At 69.1% G+C, this 25,149-nt stretch carries 22 protein-coding genes; 7 read left to right on the top strand and 15 right to left on the bottom strand.

The window, feature by feature from the left end:
• The 13 genes from ABD908_RS03430 to ABD908_RS03370 form a co-directional block, all read right to left on the bottom strand.
• The coding region (locus ABD908_RS03430) for an aconitase family protein (protein WP_344990868.1) at positions 1-427 on the bottom strand (427 nt) is incomplete at its 3' end.
• 80 nt (positions 428-507) lie between these two features.
• A complete protein-coding gene (locus ABD908_RS03425) occupies positions 508-801 on the bottom strand; it encodes a hypothetical protein (protein WP_344990866.1) in 294 nt (97 codons plus the stop codon).
• A complete protein-coding gene (locus ABD908_RS03420) occupies positions 779-1,666 on the bottom strand; it encodes an alpha/beta fold hydrolase (RefSeq protein WP_344990863.1) in 888 nt (295 codons plus the stop codon). Before ABD908_RS03420 ends, ABD908_RS03425 begins: the two co-directional genes overlap by 23 nt.
• Positions 1,663-2,946 (bottom strand): acetyl-CoA hydrolase/transferase family protein, encoded by a 1,284-nt coding sequence (locus ABD908_RS03415; RefSeq protein WP_344990860.1) that lies wholly within the window; start codon positions 2,944-2,946, stop codon positions 1,663-1,665. Before ABD908_RS03415 ends, ABD908_RS03420 begins: the two co-directional genes overlap by 4 nt.
• A 1-nt stretch (position 2,947) precedes the next feature.
• On the bottom strand, positions 2,948-4,066 hold the full coding sequence (locus tag ABD908_RS03410; RefSeq protein WP_344990885.1) for an alpha/beta fold hydrolase: 1,119 nt from the start codon (positions 4,064-4,066) through the stop codon (positions 2,948-2,950).
• A complete protein-coding gene (locus ABD908_RS03405) occupies positions 4,066-4,977 on the bottom strand; it encodes a poly(R)-hydroxyalkanoic acid synthase subunit PhaE (RefSeq protein ID WP_344990857.1) in 912 nt (303 codons plus the stop codon). The genes ABD908_RS03410 and ABD908_RS03405 overlap by 1 nt, the downstream gene beginning before the upstream one ends.
• Positions 4,974-6,119, bottom strand: a complete 1,146-nt coding sequence (locus ABD908_RS03400; protein ID WP_344990855.1) for a zinc-dependent alcohol dehydrogenase family protein — start codon at positions 6,117-6,119, stop codon at positions 4,974-4,976. The genes ABD908_RS03405 and ABD908_RS03400 overlap by 4 nt, the downstream gene beginning before the upstream one ends.
• A gap of 2 nt (positions 6,120-6,121) precedes the next feature.
• Positions 6,122-7,792: an acetolactate synthase large subunit gene (locus ABD908_RS03395; protein WP_344990852.1), complete on the bottom strand. Its 1,671-nt coding sequence runs from the start codon at positions 7,790-7,792 to the stop codon at positions 6,122-6,124.
• Positions 7,793-7,861: 69 nt separating this feature from the next.
• The gene (locus ABD908_RS03390) at positions 7,862-9,250 is read right to left on the bottom strand and encodes an NAD(P)H-quinone dehydrogenase (protein WP_344990849.1); all 1,389 of its coding nucleotides are present in this window, start codon (positions 9,248-9,250) and stop codon (positions 7,862-7,864) included.
• 161 nt (positions 9,251-9,411) lie between these two features.
• Positions 9,412-10,668: an SLC13 family permease gene (locus tag ABD908_RS03385; RefSeq protein WP_344990846.1), complete on the bottom strand. Its 1,257-nt coding sequence runs from the start codon at positions 10,666-10,668 to the stop codon at positions 9,412-9,414.
• A 73-nt stretch (positions 10,669-10,741) separates the two neighbouring features.
• Positions 10,742-13,948, bottom strand: coding sequence for an AfsR/SARP family transcriptional regulator (locus ABD908_RS03380; protein ID WP_344990843.1), 3,207 nt, complete (start codon positions 13,946-13,948; stop codon positions 10,742-10,744).
• A gap of 213 nt (positions 13,949-14,161) precedes the next feature.
• Positions 14,162-15,118 carry an electron transfer flavoprotein subunit alpha/FixB family protein gene (locus ABD908_RS03375; RefSeq protein WP_344990840.1) on the bottom strand — a complete coding sequence of 319 codons (957 nt, stop codon included), beginning with the start codon at positions 15,116-15,118 and terminating at the stop codon, positions 14,162-14,164.
• Between the two features lie 41 nt (positions 15,119-15,159).
• A complete protein-coding gene (locus tag ABD908_RS03370; protein ID WP_344990837.1) occupies positions 15,160-15,942 on the bottom strand; it encodes an electron transfer flavoprotein subunit beta/FixA family protein in 783 nt (260 codons plus the stop codon).
• Between the two features lie 218 nt (positions 15,943-16,160).
• Between ABD908_RS03370 and ABD908_RS03365 the strand changes: the two genes are divergently transcribed.
• The 5 genes from ABD908_RS03365 to ABD908_RS03345 are packed head-to-tail and all read left to right on the top strand — an operon-like array spanning position 16,161 to position 20,595.
• Positions 16,161-16,910 (top strand): class I SAM-dependent methyltransferase, encoded by a 750-nt coding sequence (locus ABD908_RS03365; protein ID WP_344990834.1) that lies wholly within the window; start codon positions 16,161-16,163, stop codon positions 16,908-16,910.
• A 53-nt stretch (positions 16,911-16,963) separates the two neighbouring features.
• A complete protein-coding gene (locus ABD908_RS03360; RefSeq protein ID WP_344990883.1) occupies positions 16,964-18,487 on the top strand; it encodes a 1,4-alpha-glucan branching protein domain-containing protein in 1,524 nt (507 codons plus the stop codon).
• Positions 18,484-19,797 carry a glycosyltransferase family 4 protein gene (locus ABD908_RS03355; RefSeq protein WP_344990832.1) on the top strand — a complete coding sequence of 438 codons (1,314 nt, stop codon included), beginning with the start codon at positions 18,484-18,486 and terminating at the stop codon, positions 19,795-19,797. Before ABD908_RS03360 ends, ABD908_RS03355 begins: the two co-directional genes overlap by 4 nt.
• 49 nt (positions 19,798-19,846) lie before the next feature.
• Positions 19,847-20,092, top strand: coding sequence for a type II toxin-antitoxin system Phd/YefM family antitoxin (locus ABD908_RS03350; protein WP_344990829.1), 246 nt, complete (start codon positions 19,847-19,849; stop codon positions 20,090-20,092).
• Positions 20,089-20,595 carry a type II toxin-antitoxin system VapC family toxin gene (locus ABD908_RS03345; protein ID WP_344990826.1) on the top strand — a complete coding sequence of 169 codons (507 nt, stop codon included), beginning with the start codon at positions 20,089-20,091 and terminating at the stop codon, positions 20,593-20,595. The genes ABD908_RS03350 and ABD908_RS03345 overlap by 4 nt, the downstream gene beginning before the upstream one ends.
• 105 nt (positions 20,596-20,700) lie before the next feature.
• Here ABD908_RS03345 and ABD908_RS03340 read toward each other — a convergent pair whose 3' ends face one another.
• Positions 20,701-21,228 carry a MarR family winged helix-turn-helix transcriptional regulator gene (locus ABD908_RS03340; RefSeq protein ID WP_344990824.1) on the bottom strand — a complete coding sequence of 176 codons (528 nt, stop codon included), beginning with the start codon at positions 21,226-21,228 and terminating at the stop codon, positions 20,701-20,703.
• A gap of 155 nt (positions 21,229-21,383) precedes the next feature.
• On the opposite strand from ABD908_RS03340, the gene ABD908_RS03335 reads away from it, so the two are divergent.
• Positions 21,384-22,739, top strand: coding sequence for an MFS transporter (locus tag ABD908_RS03335; protein ID WP_344990822.1), 1,356 nt, complete (start codon positions 21,384-21,386; stop codon positions 22,737-22,739).
• Between the two features lie 118 nt (positions 22,740-22,857).
• Here ABD908_RS03335 and ABD908_RS03330 read toward each other — a convergent pair whose 3' ends face one another.
• Positions 22,858-23,610 carry an acyltransferase gene (locus tag ABD908_RS03330; RefSeq protein ID WP_344990818.1) on the bottom strand — a complete coding sequence of 251 codons (753 nt, stop codon included), beginning with the start codon at positions 23,608-23,610 and terminating at the stop codon, positions 22,858-22,860.
• Positions 23,611-23,802: 192 nt separating this feature from the next.
• Here ABD908_RS03330 and ABD908_RS03325 point away from each other — a divergent pair, with 192 nt between their 5' ends.
• Positions 23,803-25,149, top strand: coding sequence for an outer membrane protein assembly factor BamB family protein (locus ABD908_RS03325; RefSeq protein WP_344990815.1), 1,347 nt, complete (start codon positions 23,803-23,805; stop codon positions 25,147-25,149).

The raw sequence follows: 25,149 nt of genomic DNA, 5'->3' as shown, positions 1-25,149 counted from the left end.
TGCGGGCGAACGCATCCGAGGTACCGAACACGTCCAGGATCACCGAGTGATCGATCACCATCTCCGCCGGCGACAACGGATTCACCTTGTTCGGATCACCGCCGAGAGCCGTCACCGCCTCCCGCATCGTCGCCAGGTCGACCACACACGGCACGCCGGTGAAGTCCTGCATGATCACCCGCGCCGGGGTGAACTGGATCTCGATACTCGGATCGGCCGAGGGATCCCAGTCCGCCAGCGCCTGGATCTGTGCGGCCGTGACGTTGGCTCCGTCTTCGGTGCGGAGCAGGTTCTCCAAGAGCACCTTCAACGAGTAGGGCAGCTTTTCCGCTCCTTTGACGGCATTGATGTTGAAATAGGTATTCGTAGTGTCGCCGACCGTGATCGTCGATTTGGCTGAGAAACTATCCTTGCTGTGGACAGGCACGGGAAACCCCTTAAGTGATACGTCTGAATTCTTGCGACGCCCGACCCATCGGCGGCGTCATCGTCCCCATCGGCTGAGCGTCAGCCCTTCCGCATCTGGCGGTCGGCGTCCGCGGCCATATCCAACGCGACGTTGAGCAACTGCTTGCTCAGTCCGCGCTGCACCTCGAGCATCTTCGCCGCGAAGTCGTATGCCTGGTCGACGAGCCCTGCCGCGTAGTCGGACGGGCGCACCGCACCGGCGCCGCCGAACTGCATGGCCGCATCGCGCGTGGCACGTGTCCAGTTGTCGATGGCGTTGAGCATCGCCTGCTGGTTCTGCTCCACCAGTTCGGCGTAGCGGCGGTTACTTTCACTGAATGCGTTGGAGGTCATCGTGTAGTCCTTCCGGGTGGTTGGTGTCGGCTGAGGTTGGAAGGTCGAGGTTGCGCGCGAACCGCGATATGAGCGGCCCCAGCGACGGTGCGTCGTCGATGACGACCAGGTGCCCGGATCCGCCCCGGACGGCCACCGTGGCGTGCGGAATGCACGCCGCCATGAGATGGGCGTTGGCCAGCGGGAATACCGGGTCGTCGTCGCCCGCCACGATCAGGGTCGGTGCCTGGATGCGGGGCAGCCAGGGCAGCGAGCTCCACCCCATCAAGGCGAACATCTGATAGGAGTAGCCGAGCGCGCTCGGCGGGGCCATCGTGCGGGCCACCTGCTCCGCATGGAAGCGTGACTGCTTGCGGGCCCGCATGCCCCCGTACAGGAGTGGCGAGACCCTCCTGAGGCGTTCGATGCTGTAGTACCTCGACGGCGTCGAGATCTCCATGAGCGCAACAGGATCCCCCGGAACCCCGCCCAGGCCGGGACCGGTCGCGCACAGCACCAACCGCGACACGGCCCCAGGCGACTGGATGGCGAGCTGCTGTGCCACCGCACCGCCGAACGAATACCCGACCACGGTAGGCGAGTCCAGATCGAGGGTGTCGATGAGCTCCTTGTAGACCCGTGCCAGCTCCCGCATGTAGAGCGGGCGACGTGGCATCGACGATTCGCCCATCCCCGGTGCGTCCACAGTCACGGCGGTGATCCCCTCGGCCTCCGCACACAGCGAGTCCCACACCGTCATGTCGTTTCCCAGCCCACCGATGAACAACACGGCGGGGCCGGAACCGCGCCGGCGGACCCGCAGCGACAGCCCCCTGACCTGGACGATCTCGAACTCGCCCGATGAATCGGGGGGGCGGCCTGTCACAACAGCGCCATCTCACGGGCGGCGGCGGTCAACTCCTCGCGGAACTGCGGTGCCGCAATCGCGATCAGGGCGCGAGCACGCTCACTGAGCGACTTGCCCCGGAGTTCAGCCACTCCGTGCTCGGTGACGATCTTGTCCACGAGGTTCTTGTTCGTCGTGACCACCGAGCCCGGGCTGAGCTGCGGGCGGATCTTGGAGGTCTTCCCGTCCCGCGTGGCCGACTGCAGCACGATGAACCCCTGCCCACCTTCGGAGTACATCGCTCCGCGTGCGAAGTCCGGCTGCCCACCGCTGGACGAGTAGTAGTTCCCGGCGATCGTCTCGGACGCACACTGGCCGTAGAAGTCCACCTCGGTGGTGGCGTTGATGGACACGAAGTTCGGCTCGCGGGCGATGGTCCGCGGGTCGTTGACCCAATCGACCGGGGCCAGATCGACGATCGAGTTCTCATGCAGGAAGTCGTAGAGCCGCTGGGATCCCAGCGCGAACGTGGTCACCACCTTGTTGCGTCGCAGCTTCTTCCGCGTCCCGGTGACGACACCGGACTGGATCAGATCGATGAGTCCGTCGGACATCAGCTCGGTGTGCACCCCGAGCTCATGGTGATCGCGAAGCATCGCCAGCAGAGCATTGGGCATACCGCCGATGCCCGCCTGAATGGTCGCGCCGTCGGGGATCCGCTCGGCCACCAATGCTGCGATGACCTCGTCGATCGCGCTCGGGGGCACCGGGTCGTGCCCGATCAACGGGTAGTCGACCTCGGTCCAACCCGCGACCTGCGAGATGTGTACCTGATTCTCACCGTAGGTGCGCGGCATCTGCGCGTTGGCTTCGAGGAAGAACGGCGCACGACCGATCAGCGAAGCCGTGTAGTCGCAGTTCGTGCCCAGCGAGAAGTACCCGCGGGAATCGGGCAGGGACGACGCCGCGAGTCCCAACGTGCGTTTGGTGGCGATACGCAGGATCGACGGAATCTCGCTGAACTGGTTGGGCACCAGATCACACTGGCCCCGATGGAATGCCTTACGTGTCGCGGGCGCCAGGAAGTACGACACGTGGCGGAGGTGATCGCCGAACTCTCCGTTGATGTACGGGCGTTCCCGCAGGGCGTGCATCTGGTGGATGCGCACCCCCTCCAGCAGATCGGCGTTGGCCTCCAGCGCGTCCAATACGTGAACGGCCTCGCCGTTCGCGTTGGGCATGATGAGGTCCGCGCCGGGGGGGACGAACTTCAGGATCCCCTCCGGCGGCATCTTCTTCGACGCTACATCGACCGACATTTCATTCGCTCCATTCCTTGGCGTCGCGTTCGCGCAGCCAGGTCGAGATATGGCCGGACACGAGACCCTGTGACTTGCGGGAGACGAACACTCCGATGTGTCCTCCCGGCGATCCGAGTTCGCTGTAGTCATCGGTGCCGATCCGGCCGCGAAGCGCCTGGGACGTGGCGGGCGGGATGATGGTGTCGCCCTTCGCGTAGATGTTGAGCACCGGCATGGTGACCCGAGTCAGGTCGATGGGGTGGCCGTCCAGCGACCATTCGTTCTTGATCAGCGCGTTGTCCTGGTACAGCTCCTTGAACCACTGCTTGGCGGCCTCGCCCGGGTGATCGGGACGGTCGGCGAGCCACTTCTCCATCCGGAGGAAGTTCATCAGCCGGGCGTCGTCGTCGACCACTTCGAGAAGATCGAGGTTGTACTTGGTGACGTTGCGAGTCGGCGTGATCATGGCGAACACAGTCGCCATGACCACTCCCGGCATGCATCCCCAGACCTCGATCATCCGATCGATGTCGTCGGGTGTCAGACCGCGGACCCAGGCGTTGATCAGGCCCTGATCGTCGTCGTCGCCCTGCTGGTCGGCGTGGAAGTCGAGCGGCGTGATCGTCAAGATGAGGTTCTGGACGCGCTCGGGGAAGAGGGAGGCGTAGGCGAGGGAGAAGACGCCGCCCTCACAGATCCCCAGCAGACTGATGGCCGGCGCTCCCGTGTGCTCCAGCACGGCCGAGACGCAGTCGTCGAGGTAGCCCATCACGTAGTCGCCGATCGTCAGCCATCGATCGGCCCTGGTGGCGCTGCCCCAGTCGACGACCCATAGGTCGATGCCCTCCATGAGCAGGTTCCGCACGAGGGAGCGGTCCTCCTGCAGGTCCGCCATGGTCTGTCGGCCGATCAGTCCGTAGGTCAACAACAACGGCGTACGGACGGCGGCGTCGGTCAGCGGCCGGTAGCGGGAGAGGGTGATCTTGTCCGTCTGAAGGATCACGTCCTTGGGCGTCGCACCGATCTCGACCTGGTCGTCGCTGATCGCCTGGAGCTTCTGTACCGCCGTGTTGATCTTCGCATTGAACGAGGCGGCGGCCTCCGCGACCTCCGTCGGGCTCGACATGACGTTCGGCATCACGGCTGTGCTCCCCTCTTCGCCCCGTCGCTCTGCTTGCGCTCGAGCGCCCGCACCCGGCGTTTGAGTTCCTGAACCGAGCGGTGCACCTCGTCCAGCTCGGACCGCGTCGGCGCCCCGATCGAGTCGAACATGCGCTCGCCGAGCTCCCGCTGAGCGAGAACGAACTCCATGCTCGACCGCAGCACGGCGCTCTGCGCCTCGAGGTACTCCGTGCCGCGCTGAGCATGAGTCAGCGCGGAATCGGCGAGATCGAGCCACACGCGTAGCACGTCCACCGGCTGGAGCGGACTGTCGGACTGTGCGCGCCGCTTCTCGACCGCCGTCGCGAACTGTTCGTTCGCCTTAGCCCAGGCCTTCGCGACGACACCGTCGAAGCGGATCTTCGCCGCCTGCATCTCCGCATACAGCTCCGCCAGTCGGCTCGTGCGCAGGGCCGTATCGTCGACGTCCGCGAACTGCGGCCCGCCGATGAGCGAGCGGATGGCGCTGGCGACGTATTCGTTGCCGGCGGCCGACGCCGACATCGGGTCGAGGATCTGCTGGAACATCGTGTTCATACCCGCGGGGCTCGTCCCCCCGAGGTTCATCCACCCGGGGTTGGTCGCCGCCCCGGGCGCCCCGACTCCGAACATCTGCGGGCCGGCCGTGGCCCACGACCGCCAGAGGTCGGCCATCGCGGCGGCCTGCGCCGCGGGGTCCGCCCCGGCGGGCGCCGCCTTCGGTTCCGCCGCAGCGGCGGTCGCGTCCGCACGACCAGGCTCCGTCGACGACGGCGATGGCGACATGGCCTGGCCGAATGCCTTGGCGAGGTCGGCCTGGCGGTCGTTCCAACTACGCACCAGATCGTTCTGTGCGGCCTGGAGTGACTCCCACTGCCGCTGGAAGTCCCCCGACGATTCGTTACTCATAGTGTGATCACCTGCCTGACGGTGCGACCCGAAGCCAGGTCGTCGAAGCCCTCGTTGATGTGGTCCAGCGACAGCACGCCGCTGAGCAGCCGGTCGACCGGGAGCCGACCGCGGCGGTACAGCTCGATGTAGCGCGGGATGTCGCGGGACGGGACGGCGGTGCCGATGTAGCTGCCCATGAGCGTGCGCTCCTCCCCGACCAGGACCACGGGCGGCAGCGCCAGTCGGGTGTCCGGGCCGGGCAGCCCCGCCGTCACCGTCGTCCCACCACGGCGCGTCGCCGCGAACGCGGTCGCGAGTGCCGGCACCGAACCGGCCAGCTCGAACGCGTATTCCACCCCGCCGTTCGTGAGGTCCTTGATCTGCTCCGCAGCATCGGGGTCCCGGGCGTTCACCGTGTCGGTGGCGCCCAACTCACGCGCGAACGCGAGCTTGTCGTCGGACAGGTCGACGGCTACCACCTGCCGCGCCCCGGCGGCGATGGCCCCCAGGAGCGACGACAGGCCGACGCCCCCGAGGCCGACGACCGCCGCCGACGCTCCCGCGGGCATCCGCGCCGTGTTGAACACCGCGCCGACGCCGGTGAGCACGGCGCAGCCGAACAGCGCCGCCTCGGTCATCGGCAGGTCGGAATCGACCTTCACCACAGAGCGGCGCGAGACCACCGCGTGGTCGGCGAAGGCCGAGACACCGAGGTGATGGTTGATCCTGCCGCCGCCGGCATCCGCCAATCGCCGCTGCCCGGAGAGCAGCGTCCCCGCGCCGTTCGCCACCGCACCCGGCTCGCACAGCGCCGGCCGACCCGAGCTGCACGGCTCGCAGTGTCCACACGAGGGCACGAAGACGAGGACGACATGGTCGCCCGGCGCCAGGTCGGCGGCGCCCCCGGTCTCGCCCGAATCCGGCCCCACCTCGACGACGACGCCGGCGGCCTCGTGCCCCAGAGCCATCGGCAACGGGCGCGGACGCTTGCCGTCGATCACCGACAGATCGGAATGGCACAGCCCTGCGGCCTTGATCTGGATCAACACCTCGCCGGGGCCGGGCGAGTCGAGCTGCAGTTCCTCGAGGCCGAGTGGTCGACTCGACGCGTACGGATGCTGGCGATCCGCGTCACGTAGAACGGCGGCTGTTATCCGCATACTCAGAACTCCTCTGCCGGCTGCGACTCCACCTGATCGCGCAGCTCCTCGACCAGAACGCGGACGTTGGCCGAGTAGTCGATGGGCACGACGACCAGGTGAACCCCGCCACCCTCGAAGGCCGCGTTCAGCACCGGGACCAGATCCTCGGTCGCACGCACCTCGCTCCCCTTGGCGCCGTACGCCTCCGCGTACTTGACGAAGTCCGGATTGCCGAAGGTGAGCCCGAAGTCGGGCAGCTCGTCGACCGCCTGCTTCCAGCGGATCATGCCGTAGGCGTTGTCCTGCAGAACCAGGACGACCATGTTGAGGCGGAGCCGCACCGCGGTCTCGAGCTCCTGGGAGTTCATCATGAAGCCGCCGTCACCGCAGACGGCCATAACCCGACGCTCCGGGTACAGGATCGCCGCCATCATCGCCGACGGGAGACCCGCGCCCATGGTGGCGAGGGCGTTGTCGAGCAACAGCGTGTTCGACACGGCCGTCTTGTAGTTGCGCGCGAACCAGATCTTGTACATACCGTTGTCCAGCGCCACGACGCCGTCGTCCGGCATCACCTTGCGCACGTCGGCCACCAGGCGCTGCGGCGTGACCGGGAAGGTCGCCGCGTCGGAACCCGCCAACGTCCGCTCGTGGATCTCGTCGTGCATCTCGAGCAGCGCGGAGGCGTTGGGCACCCGGCCCGCGAGCCGCTCCGCGAGGCGCCGCAGGCTCGAGCCCACGTCACCGGTCACGACCAGGTCGGGAACGTAGACCTCCTCGACGTGCGGGGCGGTGTAGCCGATGTCGATGATGGTGACGTGGTCGCTGACGAAGAACGGCGGCTTCTCCACGGTGTCGTGGCCGATGGTGATGATCACGTCGGCCCGATCGATCGCCCGGTGCACATAGTCGCGTTCCGTAAGCGCGGCGGTGCCGAGCCACAGGGCCGTGATCTTGTCGTCCGGTGACTTGGAGACGGTCCCCTTCCCCATCTGGGTGCTGAAGTAGGGGATGTGGGTACGGGACAGGAACTCGGCGATGTCATCGCCCAGCCGCGGCCGGCTGGTTCCGGCGCCCAGCATGACCAGAGGTCGCTCCGCGCCGCGGATGATCTCGGCCACCTGATCCAGCAGTTCCTTGCTGGCCACCGGCAGCTGCGTCACTCGCGGCGGCACGAGTGCGTACCCGTCGGCGGGCTCGCCGGCGACGTCTTCGGGGAGTTCCAGGTGCACCGGGCCGGGGCGCTCCTCGGTGGCGACGCGGAACGCCTCGCGGACGATCGCGGGGATGGAGGAGGTACTCACGATCTGACGTGAGGACTTCGTGAGCGGTTTCATCGTCGAGACCATGTCGATGATCTGGAAGCGTGCCTGCCGGCTGCTCCGGATCGCCTTCTGCCCGGTGATGAGGATCATCGGCATCGCGCCCAGGTCCGCGTAGGCGGCACCCGTCGCGAGGTTCAACGCACCCGGGCCGAGGGTGCTCAGGCAGACTCCGGGCTGGCCGGTCAGCCGTCCCTGGGTCGCGGCCATGAAGGCGGCCGCCTGCTCGTGGCGGGTGATGACGAGCTCGATCGTCGACCGACGCAGCGCCTCCACCATCCGGAGGTTCTCCTCTCCGGGCACGCCGAAGATCTTTCGTACGCCTTCGTTCTCGAGCGCCGCAACAAGCAGCTCTGCTCCGTTAGTCATCAATGCCTCTCTCGGACGATGTCGACACCTGCAGGATCATCGGGCTCTGCTCCGGACTCATCCACGGCCTCACGAGCGGATGTGGAGCTGTCGGGCGGCCTCCGCGACGGAGCCCGATATGGATGGATAGACCGTGAACGCGTGGGCGAGATCCTCGACCGTGAGGCGAGAAGCGACCGCGAGTGACACGGGATGGATCAGTTCGCTGGCCCGCGGGCCGACCACCACGCCACCGACGACGGTGCCGGTCCGGGGCAGTGCGAACAGCTTGATGAAGCCGTCATCCACACCCTGCATCTTCGCCCGCGCGTTGCCCGCGAGCGAGAGCATGACGGTGTGCGCCACGACTTCGTTTGAGTCGACGGCGGACTGGGACACGCCCACCGTCGCGATCTCCGGCGCGGTGAACACGTTCGATGCCACCTTCGTGACGTCGAGCGGGTCCACCGCGTCCCCGAGCGCGTGCCACACCGCCACGCGGCCCTGCATCGCCGCCACCGAGGCGAGCATGAGAACCCCGGTGCAGTCCCCCGCGGCGTACACGCCGCGCGCGCTGGTGCGCGACACCCGGTCGACGACGATGAATCCGCTGCCGTCGAGTTCGACCCCGCTCTCGGCCAGTCCGATCCCGTCCGTATTCGGCACCGAACCCACGGCCACCAGGCAATGGCTGCCCTCGACGGTCGTCCCGTTCGAGAGTACGACCCGCACGACGTCGCCGTCCCGGGTGACGCTCTCGGCGCGCGACCGGCTGAGCAGGGTGAGTCCGCGCCGGGTGAGCACGTCCTCGAGAACGATCGCGGCGTCCGGGTCCTCGCCCGGCAGCACGCGGTCCCGGCTGCTCACGAGGACCACGTCCGAGCCGAGCAGTGTGTACGCGCTGGCGAACTCCGCGCCGGTGACGCCCGAGCCGATCACGATGAGCCGTTCGGGCAGCTCGTCGAGGGCGTAGATCTGCTCCCAGGTCAGGATGCGCTCACCATCGGGAACGGCGGTCGGCAGCTCCCGCGGTCGGGCGCCCGTCGCGAGCAGGACGATGTCGGCCGACAGCGTCTCGGTCGATCCGTCATTCGCCGTAGCGACCACCGTATCGGGGCCGGCCAGCCGGCCGATGCCCCGGATCAGCCTGATGTTCTCGGCCTCGATCTTCCGCTCGATGTCACGGGACTGAGCGTTCGCGAGCTCGACGATCCGGGCGTTGACATTACGCAGCGTCCCGGCGGCGAGTCGGACGTCGCCCGCGGCCTCGCGCGAGACACCGTGCGCCGGGAGCGTCGCCTCGGACTCGATCAGGTCTGTAGTGGAGATCAATGCCTTGGACGGGACGCAGTCGGTCAGTACAGCCGAACCGCCGAGTCCGTCCCGATCCACGATCGTGACGTCGGCACCGAGCTGCGCGGCGACCAGGGCGCCCTCGTACCCGCCGGGTCCCCCACCGACCACCACGAGGCGGGTCATCGTGCACCCCCGAACACCGGAGCCCGGGTGGCGGCCTGCTCGATCCGTGCCATCAGCGGCTCTCCTCTTTCAGCGGTGCGTCGGTTCCGCACGACGCTAAGTTGCTTGCGTTCCACGCCAGTTACATTCGGTTCGTTACGATTTCGTTGAATATCCGGGAGTCAGATGAGCGCTATCGGTATCAGGGCCATCAGGCCCGGCACCACCACGGCGAGCGACACCGCGGTAGCCAGTAATCGACGGAACAGCCGGTCCTGATCCTCTATCGCACTGTTTCCGATGATCAATACGCCGGCGACGTGGATCGGGTTCATCACCATCAGAGCGGCGGGGACACAGATCGCCGCAACGATCCAGAAGACCTGCGGCGACGTGCCGTAGCTCGCGAAGGCCAGCGGCATCATCAACCCGATGACACCGAGGGTGGAACTCTCGATGTTGCACAGCAGTGCCGTCATGTAGCAGAGCACCAGGATGAGCAGCAGCCCGGTCCCGAGGTGATTCAGCCCCTTCTGAATCGAGGTCATCGTTCCGATCTGCTGCAGCAGTCCGAGGTAGGTCAGCAGGCCGCACAGCAGCAGGATGCTGGCCCAGGGGATCCGCGACAGGATGGTCTTCTCGTTCGGCCGGAAGAAGACCTGCAGCAGCACCGCCATCGCCATAGCGGTCAGGCCCACGTCGGTCTTCGCGAACACCACCAGGACGATGAAGGCGATCAGGGCCACGCCCGAGCACCACATGTACACGCGGTTCTTGCCCTCGTCGGGGTCGTGGCTCTGCTTGGCCGGCGCCGGCGTGACGATGTAGCCGGGATCACGCTTCATCATCACCGTGCTGATCATCTGGAGGACGAGGACTGCGATGACGGCTACCACCATCGACACCGCCCACAGGGCCCATCCCGAGTACACGACGTGATACTTCTCAGCGATGGTATGGACCAGTGCACCGGTCGGGTTCAGCGGCGACAGACCGGCACTGTTGGCACCGATCACGACGGCGAGCTCGCACGCGTAGAAGATGGGCCGGTAGCCGACGCTGACGTAGGCGATCATCGGCACCAGGAACGCGATCGGCGCCGTGGAGAACGCCCCGGCGGTCGACATGGCGGCAGCGAGCACGAAGCTCGCCCAGGGCAACAGCCACCGTCGTTCGCCTACGACGGAATAGGTCGTCCGCACCACCACGGACAGGGCGCCGCTGCGCTCCACGTGGGCGAACAGTATGGACACCCCGGCGATGAGGACGAACAGGCTTCCCGGGAACGCGTCGTACATCTTGTCGACGCTGCCGCCGGACAACGCCAGTATCGGCAGCGCCGCAGCCAGCGCGAGCATTCCGATGTTGAGCCGCTGCCAGATGGCGAGCACAAGCACCACGAGAAGGAACACGAGGGACAGGATTTGGATGAACGACACTGCCAAGCACTCCTGACATACGACTCCAGCGGCGACACCGACGCTGTGATGCGACTCACGTTATGGACGCCGGTTACAGCCGCGTTACAGCAGCCGATCGCCGACCGGACTCGGCCTGGTCCCAGTCGATCGAGATGCCCAGATCGTCGTACATCTTCGTCCGGCACGACTCCCGGATCCGTGCGGCGGCGGCGGTGTCGCCGGCCGCGAGATACGCAGCGGCCACCGAGCGGTAGATCTCCTCGCAGTAGGGATCGCGCTCGATCCCGCGCCGCCCGATCGATGCAGCGCGCAGGTACTGGCCGCGCTCGCAGAGCGCTCGCGTGGCGGCCACGGCGAGATCGCGATACGTCCCGGACAGCGCGTCGCGGGTCGCCGCGGCCGGATCGAAGTACGGCGCGTCGGCGAGGAAGGGGCCGTCGTAGAGGTCGAGTGCGGCCAGCATCGCGGTCAATTCGGCATCGCCCGGTCGCTCCATATCCACGCGCGCCAGCCGGCGGAACTCGTCGACGTCGACCTCGACCGTTGTGGGATCGAGCCACAACCGGTTGTCCTCGGTCCGCACGAAGCGAGTGGCCTCACGGCTGGACCGATGCGGCTCGAGTGCCGTGTGCAGGGCGTGTAGACACACCCGGAACTGGCGCAGCACCGAGTCGTTGACGTCGTCCCAGAGGCGGTCGATGATCTCCTCGCGGCGCAGCGAGTGGCGATCGCTGGTGACGAGCAGCCACAGGATCTGCATCGCCTTCCGCCGGGTCCATGCGCGGGCCGGGATCTCCTCGCCGTCGCGGAGGACGGCGAACCGCCCCAGCGTCCGGATGCGGAGGGCGGGGGTGGATCGACCGAGCGACACGGGCGGTTTCTCGCCTCCCCGCCCAGCGATCCGCGCCCCGAGGTAGCCGGCGTACTCCCCCACGCCGGGCAACCGGCTCGCGGCGGCCAGCCAGGCCGCCCGCTCCGCGGCCGAGGTGACACCGAGCCAGGGGGAGTTCACCCAGAGCTCGTCGAGCGAGAGCCTGGATGTGGCGTTGAGTGCGGCGCTCGCGTGCCGCGCGAACGCATCCTGCTGCCGCGTCCGCAGAGCGAGAACCCCCAGCCACTGGTCTGCCAACAGCGGGAGATAGGCGTCGCCGCAGGCAGCCGCCCGGCTGCGAGCATCGGTCAGCCACGCGGACGCACGCGGGTTGCCCTGCTCGGCCAGCGCGACGCCGGCGGCCAGCGTGGCCATCGAGTACAGATACGCGTCACCGGCCGCATCCAGCACTTCCAGCGCCTGGTGTGCATAGCGCATGGTCTCGGCGTCGTCACCACAGCGGTGCGCGCTCACCGTGAGTCCGATCAGGGGTTCGGCCCGGAACCGCGGTAGGTCGATCTGCTCGGCGGTCGCCAAGGCGGCCCGGAAGCTCTCGACCGCCGCAGCCGGCTCCTGCGGGGAACGGCACAGCTGTGCGAGCCCCAGTCGACCCTGACAGACGCAGGTGATGATCGGAGAGTGCAGATCCGCGCCCAGGCGGATCCCGAGCCGCGCATGCCGCTCGGCCTCCTCGCCGTAGCCCAGCAGCCCGTTGATCCACGCCAGCAGGGCGTCCTGCTCCCGGTGTGCCCTCGGGGCCTTCGCCTCGGTCGCGTGGCGGCCCACCTCCAGGATGGCGCGACCACGGTGCAGCTCACCACGCCGGATGACCGACCGCACCAGAACGTTGTCGAGGTCCGGGCCGGGGTCGAGGTCCGCCAGTTCATCGAGCGGGCGACCGGCCTCGCGGGAGACGTACTCGCCGGCGTTGACGAGGTTCTCGGCGACCATCACACGCCACTGCCGGCGCGCATCCTCGGTGAGCAGCTCCGCATGGCGGCCGATCCGCTCGAGCGCCGGCCGCGCCAGGCGCGGTTCGACGGTGTCGAGATGGACCTGAGCGATGGCCGCCAACGCCGGCGCGGATCGGGCGTCGCCGCCGCTTCCCGCGACGAGCAGCGCACGGGCTCGCTCCGCCTCCCGCAATGCGGCGTGATACTGACAGGCCATCCGCAGCGCGTGGCTCCGCGCGACGCGCAGCATGGGGTGCGCGTCGAGGGCCTCCTCCCCCAGCGAGTCGGAGATGGCGAGCAGGGTGACGTGCTGGCCTGCCTCCAGCAGCCTGCGATGCGCGGCGTCGACGTCGGCGGCGGCCCGCTCGAACAGTCCAGCCCGTGCGGCATGGAGCGCCGCGAGCTCCGGCCGGCCGGTCCGCCGGAAGTGCGCGGCCGCCCGCACCGCGAACATCCGCCGAGCGTCGTCGTCCAGCTGCGTGTACAGATACTCGCGGAACAACTGGTGCAGACGGTAGGTGATCCCGTCCTCCCGGGTACAGAACAGGCCCCGGTACTCGAGCTCGAGCAGCAGCGCAGCGGCGACCTCGGGGGCGCAGTCCACGACGGCGCCGCAGACGTCGGCTTCGAGAACCTCCAGGCCACAGATCGCCAGCAGGAAGCGGCGGATGTGGTCCGGCTGGTTGCGGAAGAACTGATCGCCCAGATACATGAAGATCTCGTCGCGCGAATCGGGCATCTCGCCGATCAGGGCATCGATGGACAGATCGTGATCCCGCAGGTGCTGACCGAGCAGAGACAGGGCGATCGGCCACCCCTCGGTCTCGTCGATGAGGCGGTGCGCCTGCACCGGCGTCAGCAGGATCGAGAACTCCTGCCGGAAGTAGTCGGTCACCTCGGCGGGGTCGAATGCCAGCGCGACCCGACCCACGGTGCGTAGCTCGCCGTAGGCGCGCTGCAGCGTCCAGGTCCTCGCCCGCAAGTGCAGGCGCGTGACGACGATGATCTGGAGGTCGGGAGGGCGATGCTCGATGAGCTGACCGACCACCGCGTCCACCGGCGATCCCTCGATCAGGTGGTAGTCGTCGAGGATCAGATACTCGGGCGGGTTCGCGAGTTCCTCGAACATGTCCAGGAACCCGTCCAGCAACCGTGGCCATCCGATCGCCGTCGCGCGCCCCGCGTCGACGGGCAGATCGCCGACCGGCACGCTCACCGGGATCTGCATGGCGCGGCCCAGGTCCTCGAGGAAGACCAGCGGGTCTCGGTCGGTCACCGCCAGGCCGAGCCATGCCCGCCGGCTCCCCGCGGTGATCAGATCCGCGGCCGTGGACTTGCCGTATCCCGCCTCCGCGTCGATGACCAGAACGGGCGACGTCATCGCCCCGACCAGGCCGAGGAGGCGCGGCCTGGAGATCACCGGCTGACCGTTGTGCGGGGGGCGCAGTCGTGCGCGCGTGGCCTCGATGCTCACGGTTCCACTATGGCCCGGAAGCGCCGCTCGATGGGCGTGATCGGGCGTTCCGGCGTCGCCATCCGGGCAGTGGTGTAGGGGCCGTCGGCACGGCCGAGGGGCGCCCACGCAGAACGCTCGGCCGGGGAATCCCCGGCCGAGCGTCTGCGTGCGGTGATCACCACCCGGCGGAGCGGGCGGAGTGGTCGACGACTCCCTGAAATCGCTGGGGAATCAGCCCTTGTGGGCCTTGACCGCCTCGGTCAGCTGCGGCGCGACATCGAACAGGTCGCCCACGATCCCGTAGTCGGCGATCTCGAAGATCGGCGCCTCCTCGTCCTTGTTCACAGCGACGATCGTCTTCGACGTCTGCATACCCGCGCGGTGCTGGATGGCACCGGAGATGCCCAGCGCGACGTACAGCTGCGGCGAGACCGTCTTACCGGTCTGGCCGACCTGGAACTGGCCCGGGTAGTAGCCCGAGTCGACCGCGGCGCGCGAGGCACCCACGGCGGCGCCGAGCGAGTCGGCGAGGGCCTCGACGACCGAGAACTTCTCGGCCGAGCCGACACCCCGGCCGCCCGAGACGACGATCGACGCCTCGGTCAGCTCCGGGCGGCTGCCGCCCTCGATCGGCTGGCGCGAGGTGATCTTCACAGCGTTCTCCCGAGCCTCCGGGAAGGCGACGTCGACGATCTCACCCGCGCCGGCCACACCGTCGGCCTCGATCGCGCCGGGGCGCAGCGAGAAGACGGGCACGTCGCCGCCGGCCTGGGTGTCGACGGTGAACGCGCCACCGAAGATCGAGTGCACGCCGGCGCCGCCGGGCTTGATCTCGATCACGTCGACGAGCAGGCCCGAGCCCAGGTTGTACGCGAGCCGGCCCGACACCTCCTTGCCCTCGGCGGTGGCGGCGGTGACGACGGCCGCGGCACCCTGGCTCTCGACCAGCTGCTGCAGCACGTCGACCTTGGGTGTCACCAGGTACGCGTCGGCGTCCGCTGACTCGGCGCGGTAGATCTTGGCCGCACCGGCGGCCGCGAGCTGCTCGGCGATCTTGTCGGTGGTGCCGGGGGCGGCGACCACGACGGCCGCCGGCTCACCGAGCACCTTCGCGGCGGTCAGCAGCTCGGCGGTGACCTTCTTCAGCGTCCCGTCGACCTGCTCGACGAGGACCAATACATCTGCCATTGTCGGAAAATCCTCCTTGGGATTACAGGGGTCGAGGGGTCTTAGATGATCTTCTGCGTGATGAGGAACTGCGCCACCTTGGTGCCGCCGTCACCCTCGTCGACGACCTTCTCGCCCGCCTGCTTCGCCGGCTTCGGGGTCACCCCGGTCACGCTGGTACCCGCGTTCGCCGCGCCCACATCGGTCGGCTCCAGGTTGATGTCCGCCACGGACAGCACCCGGATCTCCTTCTTCTTCGCGGCCATGATGCCCTTGAACGACGGGAACCGCGGCTCGTTGATCTTCTCGTTCACCGATACGACCGCCGGCAGCGTGGCCTCGAGTTCGAAGATGCCCTCGTCGGTCTCGCGCTCGCCGCGCACCGTGTCACCGTCGAGGGTGAGCTTGCGCAGGTGGGTGAGCTGCGGCAGGCCGAGCGCCTCGGCGATGATGGCCGGGACAGCGCCGACGCGGCCGTCGGTGGCCTCGTTACCGGCGATCACCAGGTCGACACCCTCGATCGCGCCGAGCGCGTAGGTCAGCAGCAGGCCGGTCTGCACCGCGTCGGAACCCGCGATCGCATCGTCCTGCACGTGGACGGCCTTGTCGGCGCCCATCGACAGCGCCTTGCGGATGGCGTCCGTCGCGGAGGCCGGGCCGGCGGTCAGTACCGTGACCTCGCCACCGTTCGCCTCTTTGATCTTGAGTGCCTCTTCGACGGCGCGCTCGTTGATCTCGTCGAGAACGGGGTCGATCGACCGGTCCAAGCGGAAGTCACCGTCGTTCAGCTTGCGCTCCGACCCGGTGTCGGGGACCTGCTTGATGAGTACGACAACATTGGTCATTGGTCTTCGTCGACCCTCCTGCATCTGTGGATACTCTCCAGCGACATTCTCACACCGACCGGGCCCGGGGAAACCACCGGGGCGCAGCGAACAGCCACGACCTGGAGTCCCCGCGTGGGGCTCCCGGAGCCATGCCGACTTACTCCACGGTAAGTTACCGCGAAGTAGGCTGTCCAGGGCTTGTGACCGACGACTCCGAAACGAATAGGCTGCCTAGAATGTGTGACGCGCTGCCCCTCACCGGCGAACGGACCGTGCCCGGCATCCCGGAGGAGAACTACTGGTTCCGGCGCCACGAGGTCGCCTACCTGGCCATCACCGCCCGATACACCGGGAAGGACGTGCTCGAGGCGGGTAGCGGCGAGGGCTACGGCGCGGCGATGCTGGCCGCCGCCGGCGCCCGCGTCACCGCCCTCGACTACGACGAGCAGGCCGTCGCGCACGTCCGCGCCGCCTACCCCGCGGTGACCATGCTGCACGGCAACCTCGCGCAGCTGCCGGTGCCGGACGGGGCGGTGGACGCCGTCGTGAACTTCCAGGTGATCGAGCATCTGTGGGATCAGTCACAGTTCCTGGCCGAGGTCGCGCGGGTGCTGCGCCCGGGCGGCGAACTGGCGATCTCGACCCCCAATCGACTCACCTTCTCCCCCGGCCGTGACACCCCGCTCAACCCGTTCCATACCAGGGAGCTGGACTCGGCCGAGCTGGCAGAGCTGCTCGCGGGCGTCGGCCTCGAGGTCACGGACCGGCGGGGAGTGTTCCACGGGGCCCGGCTGGCCGAACTGGACGCGCGGCACGGCGGCAGCTTCATCGACGCGCAGATCGAGCGGTCGCTGGCCGGCGAGCCGTGGCCGGCCGAGCTGTCCCGCGACGTCGCCGGGGTGGCCGCCGCCGACTTCGACATCCGCGCCGACGCCGCCGACAGCCTCGACCTCCTCTTCTTCGCTCGCAAGGCCGAGTCGGCGTGACTGTGGGCGCGCGCGCGACGACGGTGACCGCCGGCTCCGACCGGGAGCCGGGGATGCTCGCCTTCGTCCTGCACTCCCACCTGCCGTGGCTCGCGCATCACGGCGCGTGGCCGGTCGGTGAGGAGTGGCTCTACCAGTCGTGGGCCGCCTCGTACCTACCGGTGGCGGAGATGCTGGGTCGGCTCGCCGATGAGGGCCGCACCGACCAGCTGACACTGGGCGTGACGCCGGTCCTCGCCGCGCAACTGGACGACCCGTACTGCCTCGCCGCCATGCACCACTGGCTCGGCAACTGGCAGCTGCGGGCGCACGAGGCCGCGCTGTCCGGGCGGCCCGGCACCGCCCCGCTCGGGGCGCGCGAGCACCGCGCCGCTGCGCACGCGCTCGAGCTGTTCGAGTCGCGGTGGCGACACGGCGGCAGCCCCGTGCTGCGCGGGCTGGCCGATGCCGGCACCGTCGAACTGCTGGGTGGGCCGCTGGCACACCCGTTCCAGCCCCTGCTGCACCCCCGTCTGCGCGAGTTCGCGCTGCGGGAGGGGCTGGCGTACGGGCGGTCGCGGTTCGGGTCCGAACCGGGCGGGCTGTGGGCCCCCGAGTGCGCCTACAAGCCCGGCATGGAGGCCGACTACCAGGCCGCCGGGGTCACGCACTTCATGGTCGACGGCCCCACGCTGGGCGGGGACACGGCGCTCGCGCGGCCGGTCGGCGACTCGTCCGTGCTCGCGTTCGGCCGCGACCTCGCGGTGAGTTACCGCGTGTGGTCACCGAGGTCGGGGTATCCCGGCCACGCCGCATACCGCGACTTCTACGCGATCGACCACGCGACCGGTCTCAAGTCCAGCCGCGTGACCGGCCGCACGGTACCCGACCACGGGAAGGCCCCGTACGACCCCGAGCGGGCGGCGAACGCGGTCGAGAAGCACGTCGCCGACTTCGTCGAGACGGTGCGCGCGCGGCTGCGGTCGGAGAGCGCGCGGATCGGGCGGGATGCGCTGGTCGTGGCCGCGTTCGACACCGAGCTGTACGGCCACTGGTGGTACGAGGGCCCGGCGTGGCTCGAGCAGGTGCTGCGGGCGCTACCCGAGGCCGGCATCGAGGTGGGGACGCTGCGGCTGGCGGCCGAGCGTGGGTACGTGGGCGCACCGCGGGACATCGCGGCCAGCTCGTGGGGCTCGGGTAAGGACTGGCGCGTGTGGGAGGGCCCGCAGGTGCGCGAGTTCACCGAGCTCAACGAGGACATCACGGCGAGCGTGCTGCGGGTGCTGGACAAGCGGGCGGAGGTGGTGTTCGGCCGCGACCCGGTGGCCGACCAGGTGCTGACGGAGGCCCTGCTGACGCTGCAGAGCGACTGGCCGTTCATGGTCTCGAAGGACACGGCCGCCGGCTACGCGCGCGACCGCGCCTACAAGCACGCGCACGCGCTGCGCGAGATCGCCGACGCCGCCGAGCGGGGTGACGAGCACCGGGCGCGGGAGCTGTCCGCGGCGTGGCGCCGTGCCGACGCACCGTTCCCCGACCTCGACGCCCGCCGACTGCCCGGGCCGAACACCCCGCTCGCGGGAGGTCGAATCGCGTGAAGGTCCTGCTGGTCTCGTGGGAGTACCCGCCCGTCGTGGTCGGGGGGCTGGGCCGGCACGTACACCACCTCGCGCTCGAGCTGACCGCCCAGGGACACGAGGTGGTGGTGCTGTCGCGGCAGCCCACCGGGAGCGACCCACGGAACCGGCCGACCACCGACACCGTCGTCGACGGGGTACGCGTGATCGCCGCCGCGGAGGACCCGCTGCACCTGGACTTCGGCACCGACATGCTGCCGTGGGTGCTCTCGATGGGGCACTCGATGCTGCGCGCGGGGCTGCGGCTGACGGGGCTCGGGGGCCTCGATGCGTCCGGGGCCGACGGAGACCACGCGGTGCACCGACCGTGGGTGCCCGACGTGGTGCACGCCCACGACTGGCTCGCCGCGCACGCCGCCGTGGGGCTGGCGGAGACATTCGACGCGCCGCTGGTCGCGACGATCCACGCGACCGAGGCGGGACGACACAGCGGCTGGGTGTCGGGGCCGATCAACCGACAGGTGCACTCGTGCGAATGGTGGCTGGCCAACGAGGCGGACGCGGTGATCACGTGCTCGCGGTCGATGTCCGACGAGGTGTCCCGACTCTTCGGTCCGGGGCTCGCGCAGCTGCACACGATCTCCAACGGCATCGACGCGTCGCAGTGGCCGTACGCCGACCGGTCGCCCACCGCAGCGAGCAGCGTCGGCGATCCGGCGCGTCTGCTGTTCGTGGGGCGGCTGGAGTACGAGAAGGGCGTGCAGGACGCGATCGCCGCGCTGGCCCGGGTGCGCCGCTCGCATCCGGGTACGACGCTGACGGTGGCCGGCGACGGCACGCAGGCCGCGTGGCTGCGCGCGACCGCCCGCGAGCATCGGGTGATGCGGGCGGTGCGGTTCGTCGGCCCGCTCGACCACGAGGGCCTGGTGCGGCAGCTGCACGCCGCCGACGCGCTGGTGATCCCGAGCCGGTACGAGCCCTTCGGCATCGTCGCCCTCGAGGGTGCGGCGACCGGGATCCCGCTCGTCGCGTCGAGCGCGGGCGGCCTGGCCGACTTCGTGCGCACCGGCGAGACCGGCGCGTCGTACGAGCCCGCCGACGTCGGCGGCCTGACCAGCGCGATCCGCGGAGTCCTCGACGACCCGGACCGCGCCCGCCGGCTGGCCCGCGCGGCGCGCACCGAGGTCGAGCAGCTGACCTGGGCCGCAGTGGCGACGGAGACCGCGCAGGTCTACCTCTCCGCCAAACGTCGCCCGCGGAACCCGTTGGGGCGCACCGCCATCGTCGAGCGCCCGCTCCCCGAGCGGGACCCCACCAATCCGCTCGACTGAGCGTACCGCCGAGGCTACCCCTCAGGTCTCACCGGTGATACACTGAGTCATGTCGGCATTCGATGAAGTGAACATCCGCGAGTTGCGCAACAACGGCGGACGCGTTCTGGACCGCGTGGCTCGCGGCGAGACCCTCTCGGTGACGCGCGACGGCACGCCGGTAGCGGAGCTGACTCCGGTGCGGCGTCGGAGCCTCTCCGCCGACCAGTTGATACGTGCGGCGAAGCGGCTGCCGAAGGTGGATCCCGACCGGCTTCGCGCGGACGTCGATACCGTCGTGGACCAGTCCTGGTGACCCACCCGAAGGGGGTGCTCGACACGTCGACCGTGCTTCGCCTCGACGAACTCACGACACCGGACCTCCCCGACGAGTCGGTCATCACCACGATCACGCTGGCTGAGCTCACCGTCGGCCCCCTGGTCGCCACCGACGACGAGACTCGCTCCGCACGGCAGCTTCAGGTGCAGAACGCGGAGTCGGTCTACGGAGATCCTCTCCCCTTCGACGCGGCGGCGGCCCGTACGTTCGGGCTCGTCGCCGCTGCACTCAGGGCGACCGGCAAGAAGAAGGGCGCACGCGCCTTCGATGCACTCATCGCGGCGATCTGCATATCGAACGAACTACCGCTCTACACGTTCAACGCGCGAGACTTCGAGAACATCTCCGGGCTGGAGGTCGTCGCACTCCCACGGTTCGAGTCACCCACGGTTCGAGTCACCGGACGAGTCGGGGAAGCCGGGTCAGGACGCGAAGACCTCGGGACCGTAGAACGGCAGGAGAACCTCGCGGACGAGTGACTCGAAGTCCGGGGGGTGTCGGTCATAGGACGAGCACACGGTCACGTGGCGGCAGCGGTCCGAAGGTGTCCGTCGGCCGGTACGTCATGACTCTGTGACCCAGAATCAGCTACCGCCGCCCTGCCGTGTGCCGGGCGGGTCCTGCGCGAACCGGCCTGCCCGAGCGGTCGGGTCGGTCAGGTCTGCGGCGAGTCGGCGGAGGTAGTCGGCGAAGCGAGTCGCGTCGGCGGCGTCCCATGCTTGGACGAGCCGGGCGTAGACGTCCTCTTGCCAGGCGTGGGAGTTGGTCAGCACTTGCCGGCCTGCGACGGTGACGGTCAGGACGGCTCGGCGGTTGTCGGTGGCCGAGGTGCCGCGGTGCAGGTAGCCGCGCTCGATTGCGGCGGTGACGAACCGGCTGGCGCCAGAGTGGTCTAGCCCGAGCTGGTGGGCAACGTCGGCGATGCTGACCTCAACGCTGCCCCGTGCGGCGCTGTCCACGGCGTCGAGGACCGCGATGTCGTGGATTCGCTTCTGATCGCCGATGGTCTCGTCGGCGGCACGCATCATCCACCGTCGCGACCAGAAGCGGACGACGTGGAATAGCGCCGGGCCGGCCCCGGCCAAGTCCTCGCGGCTGTGTTCTTCGGTCACGGCACGATCCTCCGATCCCGAACTGTATGCGATACGCACAGATTATCATGTGCGATACGCATACATCTCGGAGTGGCCCTGCGCCCGCCGATCCGGTCGCTCGTTCCCGGCGCGCTACGGAACTCGCGTTTCTCGCCGCCCTGCAGGGAATGTTGATGGCGCAGCTCGACACCAACATCGTCGTCGCGGCCCTGCCGAGCATCGGCCGGGAGCTGGGCGCACCGGCGGCGGTGGCCTGGGTGACCGCCGGCTACCTGCTGACCGTCACCGTCTCCACGCCGATCCACGCTAAGCTCGGCGATCTGCTCGGCAGACGGTTCGTGTTCGTGCTCTCGCTGGCGGTTTTCGGCATCGGATCACTCGCGTGCGCGTCTGCCCCCTCGATGCCGGCGCTGATCGCCGCTCGCGCGTTGCAGGGCATCGGTGGTGGCGGCTTGGTGGTCACCGCGATCAGTGCGCTGGGCGAGATGTTCGACCGCGACGAGTTGATCCGCCGCCAGATCTGGCTGACCAGCGTGACCGCGATATCGGCGCTAGCCGGGCCGCCCGTGGGCGGGTTACTGGCCGCCGGACCCGGCTGGCGATGGATCTTTCTCGTCAACCCGCCGGTATGCATCGTCGCGCTCGTGCTGGCCGCTCGCGGTCTGCCCCGCCGCCACCAGACCGGCGCGCTGGCCGCCTTCGACACCCTCGGCGCGATCCTCATCGCCATGGTGGGGGGCGGGATCGTGGCCCTCGGATCAAGTCATGCTCTGGCGACCAGCCCCCTATGGGCACCCCTGATCGCCGTCGGCGTGCTCGCCGCGATCATCGCGTTCGTTCACACCGAGCGACGCGCCCGCTCACCGCTGATCCCGCCGAGCCTCTTCACCGTCCCCACCCTGGCCAGGTCGATCACCGTCACCGGACTGACCGGCATCGCCCTGTTCGGCACCTTCACCTTCATCCCCCTCGCCATCCAAGCCGGGACCGGCGCTGACGGAGGGCGGATCGGGACGCTCCTACTCGCACTCACGCTCGGCCAACACGCCGTCACCACCACCTTCGCCGTCCTCGCCCGACGCCACCCCCAGCTGACCGTCTGGGGACGACTCGGACTGGTCCTGGGCACCGTCGGACTATCGCTCATCGCCGCCGTGCCCGTGCTGCCTACGCACGCCAGCCCGCTGCCCACCGTGCTCGCCATCATCGGCATGGCACTCGCCGGTGCCGCCCTGGGGCTGTCCATGCAGGCATACACGCTGCTCGCCCAAACCACCGCACCCCACGACAGCTTCGGCGCCGCGATGGGAACCCTCACCTTCGCCCGCCAACTCGGCGGATCGCTCGGCACCGCCGCCTTCGGCTGGCTCCTACTCACCATCCCCGACAGAGACCGAGCCCTCACCGTCGTACTCGCCGCCGCCGCGATCATCATCGCCGCCGCCATCCCCTACGCACCCCGCCGAAAGACCCCCGCCTCCGACGACACCCGGGTACAGACACAACCGGCGCAACAGGCCAAGAGCTGACCGACTCGAGTGTCACCGATATCCTGAGACATCACGTGCCGACCTCTGAATAGAGGACGCTATCGGGGGGTGAAGAGAAGGACCTACGTTTGCCGTCTCGTTGCACGCGTCGACCGGACTACGTGGCCGGCAGCCCCTTGGCGCCGGCCTTCTTGCGCTCGATGTCGGCGAGGGCGCGCTCGAGTTCGGCGCGCTCGGCGACGCTCGCGTCCCACATCTCCTTGCGGTTCTTGATCACCTTGGCGGGCGAGCCGACGGCGATCGAGTAGGGCGGGATCACGCCGCGGGCCACCGCGTGCGCGCCGAGCACGCTGCCGCGCCCGACGATCGTGTTACGGGTGATCGTGACCTTGGTGCCCACCCAGGTGTCGCCACCGATCCGCACGGGGCCCTTGATGATCCCCTGGTCCTTGATGGGGATGGTGATGTCGTCCATCTTGTGGTCGAAGTCGCAGATGTAGCACCAGTCGGCCACCAGCGCCGCCTCGCCGAACTCGATGTCGAGGTAGCAGTTGACCACGTTGTCGCGGCCGAACACCGACTTGTCGCCGATGCGCAGGGAGCCCTCGTGGCAGCGGATCTTGTTCTCGTCGCCGATGTGCACCCAGCGGCCGATCTCCATCCGGCCCAGGCCGGGGGTCGCGTGGATCTCGACGTTCTTGCCGAGGAACACCATGCCCTTGAGCACGATGTGCGGGTTGGCGAGGCGGAACTTCGCGAGCCGCGCGTACCGCACCAGGTACCAAGGGGTGTAGGCCTTGTTCCGCAGCACCCAGCGCAGAGACGCCACCGTCAGGAACCGCGCCTGCGCGTCCGCCTGCTGGGCGTGACGCCACCGGGTCCGGTACGGCGAGTTCCACATGCTCGTCATGACGCACCAGAGTAGGCCGTGTCCCTCGTTCCTCGAGATCCGGCCCGGTGCTCAGCGGATGCTCCGCAAGCTCCGCGTCCAGCGACCCTGCCGCGCCGCGGTGCCGCGGTCGCCGAGCCTCGCACGCTAGTCTCTAGGGCGCTGCCCGCAGCCGCCGACGGTGGCCGGGTGCACGCCCGGCGAAGGAGGCTGATGGTGGCGAGACGGTGGTCGCGGACCCGCGCGGCGGGAGCTGCGGCTGCGGTCGTGCTGTCGACGCTCGGCGCCGCAGCGTGCAGTCCCGACACGAATTGGGTCGAGTCGAGCGACAGCGCGGCCTGGCCCGGGATGGGCGGCAACGCCCGCAACTCGTCGTACGCCGACCGCCCGGCCGCATCCACCCTGGTGGCCGCGTGGACCCGGCCGACCGGTGGGCCCAACTACGCGCCCGCGTCGATCACCAACCGCGGCTACGTGGCTCTCACCGCCAAGACACCGGACGGCTGCTCGACCTTCTACCTCGAGCTCACCGTGGGCCGGAAGATCTACTGCCGCCGCGACGCGGACGGGACCGAGATGCAGACCCCGCTGGTCGACCAGTTCGACTACACGTACGTCGGCATCCCCGGCCTGGTCACCTCGCCCGACCAGGCCAACCAGATGCGCTGGCGCCGGCCCGTCGCGGGCGACCCGCTGTGGCTGAAGTTCGCGGGCCCCGGGCGGCTGCTGGTGATCACGCACATCGGCCAGGTGCTGGTGCTCGACGCGCACAGCGGAAACCCGACCGGGCCGTCGTACGGGCTGGTCCCGAACCTCACCGTCGCCGACCCGTCGGACGGCATCGCCGACTGCCCGACCGCTGGGCCCGGCTGCCCGGTCGCCGCCCCGCCGGCCGTCGACGACGGGGCCCAGCGCGCCTACGTCGTCGTGAAGCCACCCGGCGCCGCGCACGGGAACCTGGTGGCGTTCGGCTACGGGGTCGTGAACGGGTTCAACACGATCCAGCCGCTGTGGCAGCGCACCGACATGACCGACGATCCGTGGGGCTCACCCGTTCTGTCGGCGGACGGGAAGACACTGTACGTCAACGGTCGTGACGACAAGCTGATCGCCGTCGACGCCCAGACCGGCCGGACCAAGTGGACGTACGACACCGGCTACTCCACGAAGCTGGCACCGTCGGTGGCACCCGACGGCACCATCGTCCTGGCGGCCGGCGCGGACTCCCGTGCGCCGCTGACGGCGCTGCGCGACGAGGGCACGTCGGCGCGCGTGTTGTTCACCCGCAAGGACGTGATGGAGGTGTCCGTCCCCGCGCAGGTCCGCGGCGGCCTCGGATACACCGTGGTCCGGGCGTGGGGTGGCGGCAAGACCCAGCTGATCGAGTTCGACACCTCGACCGGCGGCACGCGGCGCTCGTTCGACCTGCCGCCCGACGTGACCTCCACGTCCGGCGTGTCGATCGGGCCCGGCGGTGAAGTGGTGACGATCGCCGACGACGGTGTCGTCTACGCCTTCACGAGCGGCAGGAAGACGGGCGACAGCGAGCGCTCGGACTGA

It is taken from the genome of Tsukamurella soli, assembly GCF_039541155.1.
In the GTDB taxonomy this organism is placed as follows: Bacteria; Actinomycetota; Actinomycetes; order Mycobacteriales; family Mycobacteriaceae; genus Tsukamurella; species Tsukamurella soli.
The sequence above is the reverse complement of the archived record's forward strand: the minus strand, read 5'-3'. Positions and strand labels throughout refer to the sequence as shown.